This is a genomic window from Arthrobacter sp. ISL-48 (genome assembly GCF_018613805.1).
Taxonomy (GTDB): domain Bacteria; phylum Actinomycetota; class Actinomycetes; order Actinomycetales; family Micrococcaceae; genus Arthrobacter.
This window is the reverse complement of sequence record NZ_JAGGPL010000018.1, coordinates 308,571-326,205: the sequence shown is the minus strand read 5'-3', so window position 1 is coordinate 326,205 and position 17,635 is coordinate 308,571. Positions and strand designations below refer to the sequence as shown.

The 17,635-nt window shown below is 65.3% G+C and carries 14 protein-coding genes; 8 read left to right on the top strand and 6 right to left on the bottom strand.

Annotated features, from left to right (window positions below):
• Positions 1-93: 93 nt before the first annotated feature.
• The gene (locus J7E83_RS16595; protein WP_214964435.1) at positions 94-1,194 is read right to left on the bottom strand and encodes an iron-siderophore ABC transporter substrate-binding protein; all 1,101 of its coding nucleotides are present in this window, start codon (positions 1,192-1,194) and stop codon (positions 94-96) included.
• Between the two features lie 432 nt (positions 1,195-1,626).
• On the opposite strand from J7E83_RS16595, the gene J7E83_RS16590 reads away from it, so the two are divergent.
• On the top strand, positions 1,627-2,121 hold the full coding sequence (locus tag J7E83_RS16590) for an FBP domain-containing protein (RefSeq protein WP_214964434.1): 495 nt from the start codon (positions 1,627-1,629) through the stop codon (positions 2,119-2,121).
• A gap of 92 nt (positions 2,122-2,213) precedes the next feature.
• Here the strand turns inward: J7E83_RS16590 and J7E83_RS16585 are convergent, their stop codons facing one another.
• The 3 genes from J7E83_RS16585 to J7E83_RS16575 are packed head-to-tail and all read right to left on the bottom strand — an operon-like array spanning position 2,214 to position 8,039.
• Positions 2,214-5,681, bottom strand: a complete 3,468-nt coding sequence (locus J7E83_RS16585) for an ATP-binding protein (protein ID WP_214964432.1) — start codon at positions 5,679-5,681, stop codon at positions 2,214-2,216.
• Complete coding sequence (locus J7E83_RS16580) at positions 5,678-6,565, bottom strand: DUF4194 domain-containing protein (protein WP_214964430.1); 888 nt, start codon at positions 6,563-6,565, stop codon at positions 5,678-5,680. The genes J7E83_RS16585 and J7E83_RS16580 overlap by 4 nt, the downstream gene beginning before the upstream one ends.
• Positions 6,558-8,039 (bottom strand): DUF3375 family protein, encoded by a 1,482-nt coding sequence (locus J7E83_RS16575; RefSeq protein ID WP_214964429.1) that lies wholly within the window; start codon positions 8,037-8,039, stop codon positions 6,558-6,560. The genes J7E83_RS16580 and J7E83_RS16575 overlap by 8 nt, the downstream gene beginning before the upstream one ends.
• A gap of 253 nt (positions 8,040-8,292) precedes the next feature.
• Between J7E83_RS16575 and J7E83_RS16570 the strand changes: the two genes are divergently transcribed.
• The 3 genes from J7E83_RS16570 to J7E83_RS16560 all read left to right on the top strand — a co-directional run bounded on the left by J7E83_RS16570 (position 8,293) and on the right by J7E83_RS16560 (position 11,521).
• Positions 8,293-8,583, top strand: a complete 291-nt coding sequence (locus J7E83_RS16570) for a hypothetical protein (RefSeq protein ID WP_214964427.1) — start codon at positions 8,293-8,295, stop codon at positions 8,581-8,583.
• A gap of 73 nt (positions 8,584-8,656) precedes the next feature.
• Positions 8,657-10,657, top strand: a complete 2,001-nt coding sequence (locus tag J7E83_RS16565; RefSeq protein WP_214964424.1) for an acyl-CoA dehydrogenase family protein — start codon at positions 8,657-8,659, stop codon at positions 10,655-10,657.
• A gap of 51 nt (positions 10,658-10,708) precedes the next feature.
• Entirely contained in the window at positions 10,709-11,521 is an 813-nt protein-coding gene (locus tag J7E83_RS16560) for a TIGR04086 family membrane protein (RefSeq protein ID WP_214964422.1), read from the top strand.
• Here J7E83_RS16560 and J7E83_RS16555 read toward each other — a convergent pair.
• On the bottom strand, positions 11,518-11,919 hold the full coding sequence (locus J7E83_RS16555) for a YchJ family protein (RefSeq protein ID WP_214964420.1): 402 nt from the start codon (positions 11,917-11,919) through the stop codon (positions 11,518-11,520). The genes J7E83_RS16560 and J7E83_RS16555 overlap by 4 nt on opposite strands.
• A gap of 230 nt (positions 11,920-12,149) precedes the next feature.
• Between J7E83_RS16555 and J7E83_RS16550 the strand changes: the two genes are divergently transcribed.
• The 4 genes from J7E83_RS16550 (at position 12,150) to J7E83_RS16530 (ending at position 16,736) form a co-directional block, all read left to right on the top strand.
• Complete coding sequence (locus J7E83_RS16550) at positions 12,150-12,848, top strand: hypothetical protein (RefSeq protein WP_214964417.1); 699 nt, start codon at positions 12,150-12,152, stop codon at positions 12,846-12,848.
• 177 nt (positions 12,849-13,025) lie between these two features.
• Positions 13,026-14,075 carry an aldo/keto reductase gene (locus tag J7E83_RS16545; RefSeq protein WP_214964415.1) on the top strand — a complete coding sequence of 350 codons (1,050 nt, stop codon included), beginning with the start codon at positions 13,026-13,028 and terminating at the stop codon, positions 14,073-14,075.
• Between the two features lie 63 nt (positions 14,076-14,138).
• The gene (locus J7E83_RS16540; protein ID WP_214964413.1) at positions 14,139-15,143 is read left to right on the top strand and encodes an aldo/keto reductase family protein; all 1,005 of its coding nucleotides are present in this window, start codon (positions 14,139-14,141) and stop codon (positions 15,141-15,143) included.
• A 483-nt stretch (positions 15,144-15,626) separates the two neighbouring features.
• The gene (locus tag J7E83_RS16530; RefSeq protein ID WP_214964411.1) at positions 15,627-16,736 is read left to right on the top strand and encodes a sulfite oxidase; all 1,110 of its coding nucleotides are present in this window, start codon (positions 15,627-15,629) and stop codon (positions 16,734-16,736) included.
• Here J7E83_RS16530 and J7E83_RS16525 read toward each other — a convergent pair.
• Positions 16,723-17,613, bottom strand: a complete 891-nt coding sequence (locus J7E83_RS16525) for a cytochrome c oxidase assembly protein (protein ID WP_214964409.1) — start codon at positions 17,611-17,613, stop codon at positions 16,723-16,725. The genes J7E83_RS16530 and J7E83_RS16525 overlap by 14 nt on opposite strands.
• Positions 17,614-17,635: the final 22 nt, after the last annotated feature.

Here is a 17,635-nt window from a genome sequence, read left to right as displayed (position 1 = left end):
TAATGCCCTGTTTTTGCTTTTTTGGGGGCATTATCTGCCAGTTCGCGCGTGGTTGCGGGCGCCGCCGTCGTACCTTCCGTCATGGGACGGTACTTACTTCACAGCGCCGGTGACTGCGTCGGCTGCAGTCGCCAGCTGCGGCAGGAACGTGTCCAGCGACCACGGCAGGCTCAGCGGCGAAGATGCCGAGATGGACAGCGTCAGGGTGTTGTCCGAATCGGCAACCAGCGCACCATTCCGGACTGCCGGGATTTGGCCGAGCAGGGGGTCGGACTTGATGGAGTCGGTGGTTGCGGCGTCCGGTACCCAGGTGACAAAGATGTCGGACTTGAGCTCATTGGCCTTCTCCGCGGACCACGGGATGAAGAATTCCTTGGAGTCCTTGGAGTTGTCCTCCACAACGGGCGCCAGCTTCATGCCTATCTCCGAAAGGAAGCGGGGGCGGTTGTCGTTCGCCGTGTATACGTTGACGCCGTCGGCTGAAGCAGGCTCCAGGTTGCCGTAAATGAAGCTTTTGCCGGCGATTTGCGGGTACTTGGAGACCTTGTCCTTGATGGTGGCCTCAGTGTCAGAGATCAGCTTGGTGGCCTCTGCTTCCTTGCCCAGGGCCTTGCCAATGATGGAGGTGGAATCCTGCCAGGACGTACCGTAGGCCACCTCGGGCTGGGCCACCACGGGCGCGATCTCGCTGAGTTTCTTATAGTCCTCTTCGGTGAGGCCGGAGTAGGCGGCCAGGATGACGTCCGGGGCGAGTTTGGCGATTTCCGTGAAGTTCACGCCGTCTGCTTCGGAGTACTGGGCGGGAGCCTTGGCCGAGCCGAAGCCCGCGCCCAGCTTCTCCAGCGCGGAGTCCTTCCACGGCGTGGAGCCCTGCGCGTTGCCGCCCCATTCATTCTTGGGGACGCCTACGGGAACCACACCAAGGGCGATGGCCACGTCATCATTGACCCAGGAGACGGTGGCCACGCGCTGGGGCTGGCTCTTAATGGTGGTCTGGCCAAAAACGTGCTTGATCGTGACCGGGAACTGCGGGCTGGAGCTTGCGGTGCCCGCGTCCGAGGCCGAGGATACGGGTCCTGTAGAGCAGGCAGTCATGGTGAGCGCCGCTGCGGCCAGGACGGCTGTTGCCTTGCCGGCTGACTTGAACAGCGTGCGGCGTGTGGCACTCGGGCCGGGGAGGAAGGGGGAAGTCACGGAACTCCTTAGGTGAATGATGCGAACCCGAGTAAGGCTAGCCTATCCTTGCAAGGATTACGCAAGGTTTCCGTACCTTAATTGGTTTCTCGTGACGAAGCACACACTCTGTTCCGGGATCTGGACACGGCCACTTCACCTTTGGCAGGATGGCAGGGCCGGTCAGGACCGGCTGAACTTGGATGGAACGAGGGGCAATGAGCACGCAGAGGACCTCCCAGGTCGTCGCTGCCATGGTGAGCGGGGTGGCCGTTCTGGCCTGCTTTGCGCTGGCTAATGCGTCAGCTTCCACGCTCGACGGCAGCCGGCCGTAGCCTTTCCCGACCCGCCTCAGACGCAATGCACAGGGGGTTTCCTTGCTGCGCCCGGAACCGCTGACACTCTTGCCGTCCCCGGTGCAGGGGAATCCGACATCTTCGAGAAAGTTCAGCCATGCAGCAAATTACTTCCCAGCAGATCCGTTCCTCCTTCGTCAACGCCAGCCGGTCCGATGCCGCCAAGCTCAACCTGCCCAAAGATTTCGCCACCCTGGACTGGGACACGCTGGACTTCCTGGGCTGGCGTGACGACAAAATGCCGCTGCGCGGCTATCTGGTGGTCCCGGGGCCCAAAGGCCTGACCGGGATCATGCTCCGTGCGCCGGACGGCGGCGCCAAGAAAAACCGTTCAGTGCTGTGCGAGCTGTGCCGGGACGTTTTCTCCAAAGAGGATGTGGTGCTGTGGGTCGCCAAGCGGGCCGGGCAGTCCGGACGCGACGGCAACACCGTGGGCACCCTAATCTGCGCCGACTTCCTGTGCTGTGGAAACGTCCGCAAAGAACCGCCCGCGAATGAAATCAACCCCGACCCGGCCGCCGTCGTGCTCCGGCAGATCGACGGGCTGCAGGCCCGGACGGCCCAGTTCGTTGACCGGGTCCGGTCCCGCTGACCTCGCCCTGTGTGGCGCTCCCTCACAGCTAACGTGAGGGAGCGTCCGGGCAAAACCCACCAAAGGTGAGAGAGCGTCCGGGGGGAAGGTAGTCAGCGGAGGACGATATCCACGGGGTTCGCCTCGGACCGCCAGGCTCCTTCAGCTCCCGGCGTGCGCCGGATCACCGGGGCCGTGAGCACGCCCGAGCGGTTGGTGCGCTTGTCCCGCAGGATCTCCGTAACGGATCCGAGGTGTCTGGAAAGGTCAATCACGTTTTCCGGCGCAGCGAGGAGCAACTGGAACCCAAACTCGTGCAGCGCCTTAATACCGGCGCCGGCAAACTCCTCGGACGCCAGCACAAAAGCCTCGTCCATCATCACGGTGCCATAGGTGGTGAAGCCCTGCTCGGCAATGCCCAGCTGGTAGCTCAGCGCCGCGGCCATGATGAACGCCGTGAAACGCTGCCGCTCGCCGCCGGACATGGAACCGGTGTCAGCGTGCATGTAGACGTCGGTCTTCCTGCCGCCCTTTTTGCCCGAAAGCGCCCCCTGAACTTCGCGGTGCTCCTTGCACTGGATGAACAGATGTCCGCGGACATCCAGCACCTCCGCCCGCCAGCGCCGGTCCTCCGGCGTCTGGGAGCCGAGCCGTTTCACCAGCGTTTCCAGGGATTTGTACCGGGTGGTCAGCTCGGCGTCGTCGTCGGGACCGGCCGCTTCGGAACCGGAAGCCGCGCGGGGCGGCCGGGCATGCCGGGCCTTCAGCGCGTTCTGGATGGCGTCCTTGAACTGCTTGGCGGTGGCCGGCAGCGTCTGCTTGATGTCCAGTTCCAGGAAGCTGCCCTCATGGAAGTTGACCTGGGAGAGGATGCCGTTGAGGGGCAGGATGCGGCTGGTGATGGCGCGGCGTTCCTCGTCCAGCAGATGCAGCAGCGTACTGAAGGATTCGTGCGTGCGCTGGTTGAAGAACTGCCGGAACTCGGCCTCCTGAGCCGGAAGGCCATCGCTCACAATCGCGTGGTACCGGGTCTCGAACTCCCCTGCGGCGCCGATGGACGTTCCATGGTCCGCCGAGATGGCCATGCCCCAGTCCCGCACAAAACCTTCGAAAATCCGGGTCAGCCGCTCCGAGGTGGCCTGACCTCGGGACTCCGCAGCGTGCAGCTCGCCCAAGAGCGCCGTGCGCACGCGGTTTGCCAGGTTGTCCAGCTCGTGCATTTCGGTGATGTCGCCGAAGTCCTTGAAGTACGGCTCAAGCGCCATGACGGTAGCGTCCGACGGCGGCGACTGCTCCAGGCGCGCCCGCGCGGCTTCCAGGAGTGAATCAGCAGTGCTCAGCTGGCGGTCCAGCGCCTTGTACTCACTCTGCAGGACGGCAGCGGCCTCCGTGCTGGACTGGTGTTTCTGCCGGGCCGCTTCGATGTTGGCGCGCAGCGGTTCCAGGTCCGCCTGGGCTGCCAGTGCGTCCTTGAGCCGCTGTTCGATCCGGGCGAGCTCATCCGCGGCCACCGCTGCGGACACGTGCTCCCAGGGCCGGTGGTCCTCGGCGATATTCCGCAGAGCCTCGAGCTGGCGGCTCATCCCCTGGTGTGATTCCTCCCGGCTCTTCGCCAGCTCGGCCGCCTTGGCCAGTTCCTGCTGCAGGTCCTCCACTTGCGCGCCAACGAGCTCCAGCTTGGAGGCATTGTCGAAGCCCAGCACATAGTCCTGCCGGCTGGTGAAACGGTCGTCCTTTTCCACCGTGTGGCGGTTTCGCTTCACGACGCCGCCCAGGCTCAGGCCCTTGTCCAGCCTGGCCAGCTCGGCCGGGTCCTGGACGCACGGGTAGGCGAAGTCGAGGGCGATCCGCTCGCGGATCCATTCCCCGGCGTCCGCTGCCGCGCCCGTGGCGAGGATGTCCAGCTTGGTGAGCAGATCGCCGTCGCGCACGTCCTCCACAGCCAGCGCGCCGCCGGTCAGGGGCTTGGACACGTCCACGGCGCGCAGGGCGCCGCGAACCTTGTTGTCGTTGAGGTAACGGGTCACCTCGGCAAAATGTTCGCCGGGGACGAGCAGCGTGGTGGCGAGGTTCCGGAGCGCGCGTTCCGCGGCTGGCCGCCACTGCTCTTCCCCTTCGGCGAGGTCGATCAGCTCGCCGCCGAACGGCATCCGCTCCTCGGAAACCCCGGTGGCGGCAGCGATTGCCGCGCGGTTTTCAATGCTCGACGGCGGCAGCAGGGACTTGCGGGTTTTCAGCGACACGAGCTCCTGCTGCGCAGCAGCGAGCTCGCGTTTCTTGGTGGCATGGTCATCAAAGGCCTCGAAGCGGAGTTCCTGGAGGGCCTGGGAATCGTCCTTCAGTTCTGCCGACCGGGCGGCCGCCTGCTCATGGGCCTGTTCCCATCCCGCGAGCGTCCATTCAAGCTGTAGACCGGCGTCGGCCAGTGCGTTCCGGGCCGCTTCCTCCACCTGCTGGCGGAGCCGGAGTCCTACGCGGGCGTTGTCGAGCGACTGCTCGATCGCGGAGATCGCGTTGCCGCCCTGGTTGTTGTAGTCGGTCTCCAGCTGGCGCAGTTCCTTGGCCAGGCCGTCACGAACGGCGCGCTCAGCCCCGAGTTCCTTGGCCTTCGCCTGGGCAAGCTCCTTGAATCGCGCCAAGGTTTTCTGGTGCACCGTGACCGCGAGCTGCTGCTTGTAGGCCTCGAACTCCTCCCCGGCCAGGTCCCGGAGGCGGTTCGCATCCAGCAACGACTGGGCGTAATCCTTGTTCAGGCCGGGAACCGGCGCCAACTGGTCCCGCTGCTGGCGCACGTCCTCCAGCCGCTGCCGGATGGACATCAAGTTGCTGAATTCCTCCACCACGTCATCCGCGGCGGTGAGGGTGGCAGGCGCGTCGAGGACCTGGTCGCGGAAGAACGTGTTGACGCTGCCGCCCAGGCCCTTGCCTGCCTGGATGACACGCAGCAGCGGCAAGGCCTGGTCTGAGCTGATGCCCAGCAGGCGACGGAACCGCTCCGCGAAGGCCTTGTGGACATCGAAGATCTGGGCGTCGGAGAAGATGGATTCCAGCGCTGCCTTGGTGAAGCGCCTTTCTGCAATGTCCTCGATGGCGGGCAGATCCAGCGGCTTCCCGTCGATCAGGTAGAAACGGCCGACACTGGATTCGGTCCCATTCTTCGGCAGGTCGAACAGGGCCGATACGGTAAGCCGGGCACCTGCTGCATTGTCGAACGTCAGGGCGACGGCGGACCATGTGGCACCCGGGCGCTGGAACGCACTGGCCGACCCCTCGCCCACAGCTTTGTCGCCAACTTTGCCGCGCATGTACGTGAACGTGGTCCTCTTGTCCTCAACGGCACCGCCGGCGCGTTGGGCGGCCGCCTCGTTTGACCGCGGCCGGGCGTCAAACACCCGCAGCATGGCGTCAAAGAGCGTTGACTTGCCCACGCCCGAGTTGCCCGTCAGCAGCGTGCCATTGCGGTCCACGTGCATGGTGTGCGCCCCATGGAAGGTCCCCCAGTTGACTACCTGGACCAGGGCAAGGCGCATCTGGCCGGGGTTGGTGAGCTCCCCCATCGGCAGCATGGTCGCGATGCTCATTTGGTGTCCTCTCGTGCCGCGCTGGGGGACGCCGACGGCGATGCCGCTCCCTGGGCGGCATCGCCGCCGTCGTCGTTTGTTACTTCACCATCGGCGTCGTCGTCCCCGCCGTCCTCCTCCGCGGAAGTCTCGCCGTCGAGCTCTAGCAGCGGCTCCGTTCCCGACTTGTCCGTGGTGGCCGCAACCAGGGCTTCGATTTGAGCCGGGATGTCGCCGATGTTTTCGAAGGGCAGGGCCAGGGGGAGGGCGTTGGAGATGGTGTAGACGTCGTCCAAGCCTGTGGTGAGGAGGAGCTGGCGGGCCAGGAGTTTGGTGATGGCCCGGTTGACCACGTCCGAATCCCTGAGTGCATCCTGCTGGCCGGCAGGCTGGTAGTGGGCCACGAGGTCGGCGATTTCCTCGCGGGTGATGGTCGGATCCGTCTGGGCCGTGACGTGGCGGTCCAGCAGCAGGCGCAGGCGAAGCAGCACGATCGTTTCCACCCGGCTCAGCGCGCGCTGCTGGCGCAGGATACTGGAGCGTGTGCTGCCGCCGATGGCCTCCGGATCAACCGGGCGCAGCACGGCGATCTTTCGCTCGTGGTCCAACTGAAGGTTGAGGAAGACTTCGGACAGGCGGCTGCGCAGGATCAGCTGATTATCCAGCAGCGTGGTCCACAGTTTTTCGTCCCGGCCACCGTCGACATACGGGCCCTTCAGCAGCTTTACCAGCGCCTGGCGGACCTTCATGGACAGCACACCGGTGTCTCCCGGAAACAGCGCCGCCCCGTCCACAAATGTATCCCGGGGGGTGACGTTGAAGGGGCGTTCGGCAGCGGTCGCCGCCGGGACATGGGCTGCTTCCTCTTCAACTGCGGGCGCCGCCGTCGTGATTTCTTCAGTCATGTGAATCCTTTGCGAGGGTGACCACCGGCAGGTACGCCCTGCGGGTGGTGCCGTCTATCTGTTCGAAGTCCAGGCCGTGCCAGGCTTCGCGGTCAAAGTCGGCTCCGGCTTGAAGGGCGTGCGAGAGGAGGGCGCGGATGGTATTTATGTGCCGTTCCTCCGGCGGAAGCTGCCCCCACGCCTCGGCGAGAGTGGAGGCCCCGGCGACTGCGGCACGGACAACTTCGGGGCTGGCCTTCCCTGTCCTCGGCGAGCGCACGCGGTCTGAATCGCTGAAGGCGATGGGATCCGCGAGCCTGGGCGGCACCGCGAACTCGTCCGGGTCGTAGAGCTTGACCATGGCCAGGGACTCAAAACCGGCGTTGAACAGCACGGGACCGCGGACCAGGCCCGGGCGTTCCCGCTCGTAGGGGAGCGACCGGATGGCCTGCTCGGCCTCACGGAGTACTTTGCGGAGCCGCACGGACTGGCGAAAGTCATCGCTCTGGACGTAAGTGTTGAGGCTTTCGCTGAGTTTGCCGTAGATGCGCTGGATCTGGCTGTGCTGCTGGCGCAGTTCGGCAACGAGGTTTTTCAGGGTTTCGCGGTCCTCAGGAGACAGGCCGTCGGCGAACTGCCGGCTGAGGACTTCGCCGATGGCCGAGCGGAACCGGAGTTGTTGCTGCGGGTCCTCAAGGAATGCGGTGAAGGAGCGGAAGGTCCTTCCTTCTGGGCTCTGCCGCAGCCGCTTGTCCGCATCGAGGACCTGTGCCATGGTGGCACCCTTGCTCAGCGACTCTTCGATGATCTGGTTGCGCAGCTCGCCCACCAGGTCCTCGATACGGTCGCGCATCTTCTTGTAGTCGGCGGGCAGGCTCGCAGCCAGGTCCAGGATGTTGCCGGCGGCTTCAACGGCTTCGTCGTCGTCGAGCAGGCCGTCATAGTCGCCCGAGCTGATGTCCTCGATCAGCTGCTGACGTTCTTCGATCTCTTCCTCAAGGGATTCCAGCCGGGCGCTCTGGTCAGGGTTGGTCTCGTTGGCGAGCTTCTCCACATCGCCCAGCAGCGTGCCCAGCCGGGAACCATTCAGCGTGGACCGTTCGCTGGAGAGGCTGTCCAGGAAGGCAAGCACGCGTGCGGCTGGCTCGGTGACTTCGTAGACGATCTGGCCCGACTGGTTGCGCCTGGTCAGGAAGTGCTTGCGGGTCCACTCGTCCGCGTATTTTTTTCCGGACGGCGCGCCGTTGACGGCGCTTCCCTGTTGCTCTCCCGTACCGGGCGTCTGCCGGCGGAGCTGCTCAAGGAAGGAGTCGACGTCGGCATGGAACTCTTCCAGCGGAAGCTGAGGCCGGGTGCGGGTGAAGGACGCCTGGAGTACGGCGATCACCCAGGGTGCCGACCGCGTCAAGGCCCACGCGGGCCCCTTGGTGAGGAGTTCGAGGTCCCGGAGCCGGGCGCTGATGGCGTCAGCGGATGACCTGGCGGAGCGGGGCACACACACTCCTTCAGCTGCTGGGGGGACGTCGGCGCAGGATTCAGCGAAAACTGCCAACTACAAGGTTAACGCAGAGCCCTCGGAAGCAAGGCGGGGGACGTTTCCCGCGACCGTCCCGTGACCTACCTTCCGGTAGCATTTCGATCCCATATCAACAGGGGGTGCGGGCGCGCCGGATCTGGATAAAAATGGCAGCCAACCCTACGCTCAGTCCTACTGATCCAACGCAAGCAACGGTGCAGCAGGGGGAAGCATGCAGTTCGACTTAGATGCAGTGGAGACAGCCACCATGGTGTTCGTCGGAACGCTGGCGGTTGCCCTGCTTCTGCTGGTGTTCGTCCTGATGGCCGGGTTTATCTCATTGCTCCTCCTGGGCGTGGGGAAGCTGGCCTGGTTCCTGGCGTACAGCCTCCTGGTGGCCGTGGTCCACGGCATTAACCACGGCTGGGACAGGCTGGTGCACCACGCGTCAACGGTGGAGATTCCCGGCGAATTCCAAGGACAGTCAGCCCCTAGCACCGGAAGCTACCCGCGGGTAATATAGGGGGACAGCTGAAGGGTTCTCCAACCCGGCGGATCCTGGGCTTTACCGGCCATCCGGTTAGAGGAGATGACCCATGAGCTCCGCCACTGACAGTCCCGCAACCGACAGTCCCGCAGCAGAAACCCCCGTTGCCGCCCGCAAGATCGGCCCTGAGGTCACCGCGGAAGAAGCCCGCGCAGTTGCGGAGGCCGCCCGCGAGACCGGCTGGGACAGGCCCAGCTTCGCAAAAGGCCTGTACCTGGGCAGCTTCGACCTCAGCCTGATCCATCCGTGGCCGACAGCCGCCGCGGATGACGTGGAGCGCGGCGAGGCTTTCATGGCACGGCTTACGGAGTACGCCCGCACGCTGTCCGGCCGAGTGATCGAACGCGATTCCAGGATCCCGGACGACTACCTCAGCGGCCTGGCTGAGCTGGGCGCTTTTGGCATGAAGATCCCGCGTGAGTACGGCGGCCTGGGTCTTTCGCTGGTGTACTACGGCCGAGCCCTGGCGTTGCTGGGCAGCGTCCACCCCAGCATCGGCGCACTACTCTCTGCCCACCAGTCGATCGGCGTGCCGGAACCCGTGAAGGTGTTCGGCACGCCGGAACAGAAAAGGGAGTACCTTCCCCGGTGCGCGGCCGGCGCCATCACTGCCTTCCTGTTGACGGAACCGGATGTGGGCAGCGATCCTGCCCGGATGGGCAGCACGGCAGTTCCCACGGACGACGGCGGGTCCTACCTTTTGGACGGCGTGAAACTGTGGACCACCAACGGGGTGATCGCCGAGCTGGTTGTGGTCATGGCCCTCGTCCCGGCGCACACGGACACCGACGGCACTATGCACAAGGGCGGCATCAGCGCATTTGTGGTGGAGATGAACTCCCCCGGCATCACCGTGGAAAACCGGAACGCTTTCATGGGGCTGCGGGGCATCGAAAACGGGGTGACCCGCTTCCACCAGGTCCGCGTGCCTGCCGCGAACAGGCTGGGCCGCGAAGGCCAGGGCCTGAAAATCGCGCTCAGCACCCTCAACACGGGCCGGCTTGCCCTCCCGGCCCTGTGCGTCGCGTCGGGTCGGTGGAGCCTGAAGATTGCCCGGGAGTGGTCCAACGCGCGAAGTCAGTGGGGCCGGCCTGTGGGCGAGCATGAGGCCGTGGGCAAGAAAATCGCCTTCATTGCCGCCTCCGCCTTTGCCTTGGACGCCGTCTTTGAACTGTCCGCTGAACTCGCCGACGCCGGCCAGAAGGACGTGCGGATCGAGGCCGCACTCGCCAAGCTGTGGTCCACGGAGATCAGCTGCAAGATCGCGGACGAGTTAGTGCAGATCCGCGGCGGCCGCGGCTTCGAGACCGCCGAATCGCTGGAGGCCCGGGGCGAGCGTGCGGTTCCGGCCGAGCAGCAGCTGCGCGATCTCCGGATCAACAGGATCTTCGAAGGGTCCTCGGAGATCATGAAGCTGCTCATCGCCCGGGAAGCTGTGGACGCGCACCTGGCGGCCGCCGGTGACCTCGCCTCGGTGGACGCCAGCCTGTCCGAAAAGGCCAGGGCCGCCGTCGGGGCTTCAGGATTTTATGCGAAGTGGCTACCGAAGCTGGTGGCTGGTGCAGGGATGGACCCGAGGTCCTACAGCGAGTTCGGGCGGCTGGCCAAGCAGCTGCGGTTTGTGGAGCGGTCCTCGCGCCGGCTGGCCCGGCAGACGTTCTACGGCATGGGCCGCTGGCAGGCCAAACTGGAGTACAAGCAGGCCTTCCTGGGACGCGTGGTGGACATCGGTGCGGAGTTGTACGCGATGGCTGCGTGCTGCTCGCGGGCCGAGATGATACTCCACACCGCGCCGGAGCGGGCCGCTGCCGCCTACGAGCTGGCCGAGGCATATTGCGAGCAGGCCCGGGTCCGTGTTGACGAGTACTTTGACCAGCTCTGGCGGAATACCGACGACCTCGACCATGACCTTTCACGCAAGGTCCTGGCCGGCGAGTACACGTGGCTGGAGGCCGGCGTTCTGGACCCGTCCGAAGGCACCGGACCGTGGATTGCTGACGCAACTCCGGGGCCCTCACAGAAGGAAAACCTGCACCGGAGCTACCGCTAGCAGATAGTAAGCTTCCTTGTTATCTGTCACGAGCAGTGGTTGAGTTGTGTCATGAGCAGCCCAACAGATCCACAGGACCTTCCGCGGCGAGCCCGGAATGAGAATCTACGGAGTGAAACAGCCCGTGACGAAGCGTTCGCCGGCGGTGAGCCCACACGTTCCTACGAGCAGGCGCAGGCTGCCCCCGGTGGAACGGAGTACCGGACGGGCTCCCAACAGGTTGACCCGGCCGTTGTTGACGACCGGTCTGCCTACCCTGTGGTGGCAGACCCGCGCCTGACGGACAGGCAGACCGCCGTGGCCAGGGAGAAGGAACAGTTCGGCGGCATCAAAGTAGGATCGGCGTTCTTCGGCTGGCTCACCGCTACCGGCATGTCGGTGCTCCTGACTGCCCTGGTGGCCGCAGCGGGGACGGCCGTGGGCCTGGCCAACAACGCAAACGTCGCTGATGCCGTCAGGCAGATGACAACCAACGGCACCGTGGGCATCGTCGGAATCGTCGTCCTCCTCGTGATCCTGTTCGTCTCCTATTACTCAGGCGGCTACGTCGCAGGCAGGATGGCAAGGTTCAACGGGGCGAAACAGGGCTTCATGGTCTGGATCTGGGCGCTGATCGCCGCTGTCGTGGTGGCCTTGCTGGGGCTCATTGCCGGGCAGCAGTTCAACATCCTGGCCAACCTGAACAGCTTTCCACGGATCCCAGTCAATGAAGGGGAGCTGACCACGGCGAGCATCATTGCCGCCGTTGTGGTGGCCCTGGTTGCGCTCGTGGGAGCGGTGCTGGGCGGGCTGGCAGGGATGCACTTCCACCGCAAGGTGGACCGGGCAGGCTTTACCCCGGACGAAGAGTACGACGAGGGCTAGGCGGGCAGAACGGCGTCGACGTAGTACCAGCGGCGGTTCTCACGCACGAAGGAGCTGGTTTCGTGATGGACTCCGCGTTCGCTGTTGTGCACGAAGTGGGCTTTGAACTCCACCCAACCCTCGGTGTCCAGCGGCCCGCCCCGCCTGGTGGACAGGATGTCCAGGCGGCGCCATTCCAGGCCCGGGTCCAGTTCCAGCTCGGACGGTGCGGTGTCCGGATGCCACGTCCGCATCAGGTAGTCGGCCTCCATCAGGACGAAAGCACTGTAACGGGAGCGCATGAGCTGCTCCGCCGTGGCCGCCTCCGCCTCGCCGTCATGGAAGCGCCCGCAGCACTCGAAGTATTCCTCGCCGGACAGGCAAACGCACCTTCGGGCATTGATCGGCGGTTCAAACATGGTGCTCCTGTCCGGTAGGGCCGGGGCCACTTTGCCGTGGCCCTCGGTGTCAGTTCCGACTATAGGCGCCCTGCTGTTGTCATATCCGGTAACAGGTTCGAAACAACCTCGGGCGCACCCCGCCCGGCGGCAGTGTGGCCCACAAATAGTCCGTAAGGTAGTGGAGGGGCTGTTGCCCGTGGTGATGGGTGCCGGCACGGACTCCGCTGCTGGCAGATAGGAGAGGTGACGTGGGAGATTCGACGACGATTGCCCTGAACCTGACCTTTTTCGGAACCCTCGGCCTCGCCTTGATGATGTTCTTTGGCCTGTTCCTGCTGGTTGTTGCCACGCTGGTTCTGGCGGGACTTGGCCGGCTGGTTGCCTTGACGGTCATGGCCCTGTTCGGCAGGGTTCCCAAGAGCGAAACCGTCGCCGTGGTGCACCTGCCGCTCCCTGACGGCTCCGGCGTCGTTCCGCCAGCCGAACCCCCGGTTTCCACCGCTCGGCCAGCCGCACGGCGGAGTCCGCGTGACTGGGGAACCCTCCTGAAGCCGTCGCAGCTCCGCTCCCGGCTCCGCACCGCCGTGGTACATCACCCCTTGCTGACCGCCGCCCGCCGCGAGCCGCCTGTGCTGGCCAAGGACTGGGCCACCGCGGTTGCAGAGGCGGACGCCCGGGCCATGGCGCGGGCACGGGCGTCCGTTCCTGACATCAAGCACCCGGCTGCTGATCCACCCGGTCCCGGTGTGCCTGCGGAAACGGTGGTGGCGGTGGCCCCGCTCGTGGAGTCGGCACTGCACAAGGACCATCCTCTGCGCGACGTTCCCCGGACCTTCAAGAAGCCTTCCGCCACTGCGCCGCTGTCCCTGCTGGATACCGGTTCACTCGTGTCAATGTCCGCCCACGACAAGGCCCTGAAGCCCAAGCTGCAGGCGGACCGGCACTAAGCGTGCCCCTGGCAACAGCTCGGGCACCTTCATAAATCGTCACCGCACCTTGTTTCGTTACCCCTTGCTACGAAAAGCGAAGTACTAATTCCCCGACCGGCCGGGTGCCGCCGAATCTGTGTAGCCTCGTGACGATCCACAGCAACCGCGTGGGCAATCGAATGTGAGGAACCCTGGATGAGCCTCGGCGCACTGCGGGTATTCGGGCGGTCAGGCACGCCTGTCAGCCCGCTGACTTTGGGCACCATGAACTTCGGCGAGGGCCCGGGCGGCGCGTCCGGCGGTGCGCCTACTGGCGCGGACGAGAGCATCCGCATTATCCAGTCGGCCCTTGATGCCGGCATCACCGCCGTCGACACTGCCGACGTGTACTCCCAGGGCGAGTCGGAGCAGGTAGTGGGCCGCGCCCTCCGCGGCCGGCGCGACGACGTCTTCCTGGCAACGAAGTTTCACGGGCAGATGAGCGCCAACCCGGCCCATTCCGGTAACTCCCGACGATGGATCATGCAGGCCGTGGAGGGCAGCCTCCGCCGGCTCCAGACGGACCGGATTGACCTTTACCAGGCGCACCGGCCGGACTACAACACGGACGTGCTCGAGACCATCACCACCCTCAACGACCTGATCCGGCAGGGGAAGATCCTCTACTACGGCACCTCCGTGTTCACGCCGGCGCAGCTCGTTGAGGCGCAGTGGTTGGCCACCACCAACCACCTGATCCCGCCTGCAGCCAACCAGGTGCCCTATTCCATGCTCGTGCGCGGAAACGAGCGCGATGTCCTCCCCATTGCGCAGCAGTACGGGCTGGGCGTGCTCGCCTACGGCCCGCTGGCCGGGGGCTGGCTCTCCGGGGATTTTGTCCTCGACGCCGGCAAGCCGCCCACCCGGGTACATTCCCTCCCGGGCCGGTACGACATTTCCGGGCCAGCCAGTGAACGCAAGCTGCTGGCCGCGGATTCGCTGGCGCGGCTCGCGGACAAGCTGGAACTGTCCCTCGTGGAGCTGGCCGTCGGCTTTGCGTTGAACCACCCCGCCGTCAGCAGCGTGATCATCGGCCCGCGCAACGAGGAGCATCTCCACGCGTACCTCCAGGCCGCTGACACCGTACTGGGCGAGTCAGTGCTGGACGCGATCGACGAACTGGTGGCGCCGGGGACCAACTTCGTAGAGCGCGACGCGGGAGCCATCGTGCCGTCGCTGGAGTATGCCGAACTCCGACGTCGCTAGAACTTCCTCTTTCACTCCGGAAAGCCCTTACCTTGAACAACCATCTCGGCTAGCGTGAAACCCATGGAATTCAGGTACCTCGGAAACAGCGGCTTCAAAGTCTCGGAAATCACGTTCGGCAACTGGCTGACCCACGGCTCGCAGGTGGAGAACGATGTCGCCACCCAGTGTGTGAAAGCAGCACTCGACGCCGGCATCAGCACCTTTGACACCGCGGACGTGTACGCCAACACCGCCGCGGAGACAGTCCTCGGCGAGGCTCTGAAAGGCGAGCGCCGCGAATCGCTGGAAATCTTCACCAAGGTCTTCGGCGCCACCGGGCCCAAGGGCAAGAACGACGTCGGACTGTCCCGCAAGCACATCATGGAGTCGATAAACGGTTCGCTGAGCAGGCTGCAGACGGATTATGTGGACCTCTACCAGGCCCACCGCTACGACTTCGAGACGCCGCTGGAAGAGACCATGCAGGCGTTCGCGGACATCGTGCGGCAGGGCAAGGCCCTGTACATCGGCGTCAGCGAGTGGACAGCCGAACAGCTCCGGGCCGGCCACGCCCTGTCCAGGGAACTGGGCTTCCAGCTGATCTCCAACCAGCCCCAGTACAACATGCTCTGGCGGGTCATCGAGGCGGAGGTTGTTCCGGCGTCGGAAGAGCTGGGGGTGTCCCAGATTGTCTGGTCACCCATCGGGCAGGGCGTGTTGAGCGGCAAGTACCTGCCCGGCCAGCCAGCGCCCGAAGGCAGCCGCGCCACGGACGAAAAAGGCGGCGCCAGGATGATCGAGCGGTGGATGGGCGATGACGTGCTTACCGGCGTCCAGAGGCTTAAGCCGATCGCCGAGGAAGCCGGGCTGTCCATGCCGCAGCTTGCCGTGGCCTGGGTGCTGCAGAACCCCAACGTGGCCTCGGCCATCGTGGGTGCTTCCCGGCCGGAACAGCTCGCGGACAGCGTGGCGGCCGCAGGCGTGATCCTTGAGCCCGAGATCATGAAGAACATCGACGACGCAATCGGCTCCCTCGCCGAACGCGATCCTGCCCTGACCAAGTCTCCGCCAAGCCGCGAGGCTTAGGAGGACCATGACACTCCCGCCAGACACGTCGTCCCTTCCAGACCTCGGAGTCACCGGTTCCACCGGGGGCCTGGGCGGAATGGTGGCCAAGGAGCTATGTCGGAACCACCTACTCCCTCACGGGGCCGGAGGAACTAACCCTCGAGCGGGCGGCGGAACTGCTGACCGCAGGGACCGGGCGGACCATCACCTACCACCCCGAAACCCTCGAGGAGGCTCACGCCTCCAGGGCCCACTTCGGAGCACCGCCCTGGCAGGTTGATGCCTGGGTGAGCACCTACACGGCCATGGCAGCCGGCGAAATGGCGGGGCTGTCCCCCGACGTGCGCACCCTGACGGGCCAGCAGCCGCTGAGCCTGGCAGAGTTCCTGGAGCGGCCGCAGCTCTGACCCACCCTGGGAGAAGCGTTGACGGACACGCAGCCCCGGCGTAAACCTGTGACGAGGGGAACCAGCCGGCCTCACTGAACAGAATCGCAGCGCCATGACCAAGCAGATCTTCAGGACCCGTCGCCCTATCCGTCCCGCTTCGCACGCCGGAGAGCCCACATCCGAACCCCTTACGGCGGAGGAACTCCAGCTGGCGTCGCGGAACCATTCAATGCCGCTCGAAGCACTCCGCCGGGATCTCACACCACCGGGGCTGCACTACGTCCTGACGCACTTCGACATCCCGGACGCCGAGGCCTCCTCCTGGCACCTGCGGATCAGCGGCGCGGTGGAGCGGTCGCTGGAGCTGAGCCTGGCCGCGCTGAAGAAGGACCCTGCCATCACAGTGCCAGTCACCCTGGAGTGCGCGGGCAACGGCCGCTCACTGCTCAAGCCGCGGCCAATCAGCCAGCCTTGGGTCCTCGAGGCAGTAGGCACTGCTGAGTGGACCGGTGTGCCGCTGGCCTACCTCCTGGCGAAGGCCGGGGTGCTGGCCGAAGCCGTTGAAGTGGTCTTCACCGGCGCTGACGCCGGAATCCAGGGCGGCGTCCGCCAGCGGTACGGGCGGAGTCTGCCAATCCGCGAGGCACTGCGTCCCGACGTCCTGCTTGCCTACCGGATGAACGGCAGTGAGCTGCCGCCGCAGCACGGGTATCCCCTGCGGCTGGTGGTCCCCGGCTGGTACGGCATGACCAGCGTCAAGTGGCTGGAGTCCATCGAAGTGGTGACGGCCCCGTTTACGGGATTCCAGCAGCAGGTGGCATACCGGTACCAGCACACCGCGGACGACGCCGGCACACCGGTTTCGCGGATCAGGGTCCGTTCGCTGATGGTTCCGCCGGGCATCCCGGACTTCTTCACCCGCAAGCGGGTGCTGGCGCATGGTCCTGTAATGCTGCAAGGCAGGGCCTGGTCCGGCGAAGGAGCGGTGACCGGCGTTGACGTTGGAATCGACGGCCAATGGGTGCCTGCCCACCTCGAAAAACCACCGGGCCCGTTCGCGTGGTGCAAGTGGACGCTTCCATGGGTGGCGGACCCGGGCGAGCACGAGCTGGCCTGCCGTGCCACGGACTCCACCGGCGCCGCCCAGCCGCTGGAGCAGAGCTGGAACTACCAGGGGCTGGGCAATAATGTGGTGCAGCGGGTGAGCGTCACCGTGGAGTGAGGCCGCGCTTGAGGTGCTCGGCGTTGAGTTGGTCAAGCTCCTGATCGGTGAGGTCATCGAAGCCGCGTGCCTCCCGCTTGTCGCTCCGTGCGAACCGCATGAACATCAGGATGATCAGGGGAAGATCCACGATCTCGCAGATGAACCACAGGAGGTCCCCCGCCAGCTGCTGGTCACGGAGGGGGCCCGGGAACCAGGCCGACTGGGAGCTGGCAGTCAGGACGTGGTCAAGTACCTGGCCGTTGAGCCGCAGCAGGATGCCCGGGACTGCGTCAATCAGCAGCTCGATGAAAACGAAGACGAATTCCAGTGTGATGAAGGCGCTGGAGCGCTGAAAGTCGGCTTCCTCGATGATCGGCAGCGCCATCAGCAGGCCCAGCAGCGGAACCGCGATGGTGATCAGGGCCTCCGCCAGCGGATCCGTCCGAAGTGTGTAGAACAGCGGGGTCAGGAACGTGGAGAAGAGGGCAAGCCCGAGCAGCGGGGCCGCCATCGAGTTGCCCAGGAACCGCACCAGGCGATGGGACAGCACGGCGTTCAGCCGCACAATTCCCCTGGTCGGGAGTGCCGCTCTTGCCAGTGAGATGGGCTTTCCCAGGCCGATCAACAGCGGCACCACGAAGAGCAGCAACGATGCCTTCAGCGTGAACGCCCACCTCAGCTGTGCACTGTAGACCCCGGGAAATCCGCAGGTGAGCAGCGTCAGGGACCCTAGGCCGAGGAGGTAAAACGCCAGAGTCCTCCACAGCGGCCAGGGGTTACCTTTCGTGGCCGCCGCCCTGAGGCCGAGCCCATAGAGCAGGGCGCCGGCGCTGATCATCACCAGGGCCGCCCAGTCAATCTGCCAGGCGGCAATAACAACGTCAAGTGGGGGCACGGGTCTAGGGTAGGGGCTCTTC

What these genes read in the sequence shown, in the direction of transcription:
- J7E83_RS16590 (WP_214964434.1), top strand. Translation starts at nt 1,627, where the DNA reads ATGCAGCAAATTACTTCCCAGCAGATCCGTTCCTCCTTCGTCAACGCC.
- J7E83_RS16585 (WP_214964432.1), bottom strand. Translation starts at nt 5,681, where the DNA reads ATGAGCATCGCGACCATGCTGCCGATGGGGGAGCTCACCAACCCCGGC.
- J7E83_RS16580 (WP_214964430.1), bottom strand. Translation starts at nt 6,565, where the DNA reads ATGACTGAAGAAATCACGACGGCGGCGCCCGCAGTTGAAGAGGAAGCA.
- J7E83_RS16570 (WP_214964427.1), top strand. Translation starts at nt 8,293, where the DNA reads ATGCAGTTCGACTTAGATGCAGTGGAGACAGCCACCATGGTGTTCGTC.
- J7E83_RS16565 (WP_214964424.1), top strand. Translation starts at nt 8,657, where the DNA reads ATGAGCTCCGCCACTGACAGTCCCGCAACCGACAGTCCCGCAGCAGAA.
- J7E83_RS16560 (WP_214964422.1), top strand. Translation starts at nt 10,709, where the DNA reads ATGAGCAGCCCAACAGATCCACAGGACCTTCCGCGGCGAGCCCGGAAT.
- J7E83_RS16555 (WP_214964420.1), bottom strand. Translation starts at nt 11,919, where the DNA reads ATGTTTGAACCGCCGATCAATGCCCGAAGGTGCGTTTGCCTGTCCGGC.
- J7E83_RS16545 (WP_214964415.1), top strand. Translation starts at nt 13,026, where the DNA reads ATGAGCCTCGGCGCACTGCGGGTATTCGGGCGGTCAGGCACGCCTGTC.
- J7E83_RS16540 (WP_214964413.1), top strand. Translation starts at nt 14,139, where the DNA reads ATGGAATTCAGGTACCTCGGAAACAGCGGCTTCAAAGTCTCGGAAATC.
- J7E83_RS16530 (WP_214964411.1), top strand. Translation starts at nt 15,627, where the DNA reads ATGACCAAGCAGATCTTCAGGACCCGTCGCCCTATCCGTCCCGCTTCG.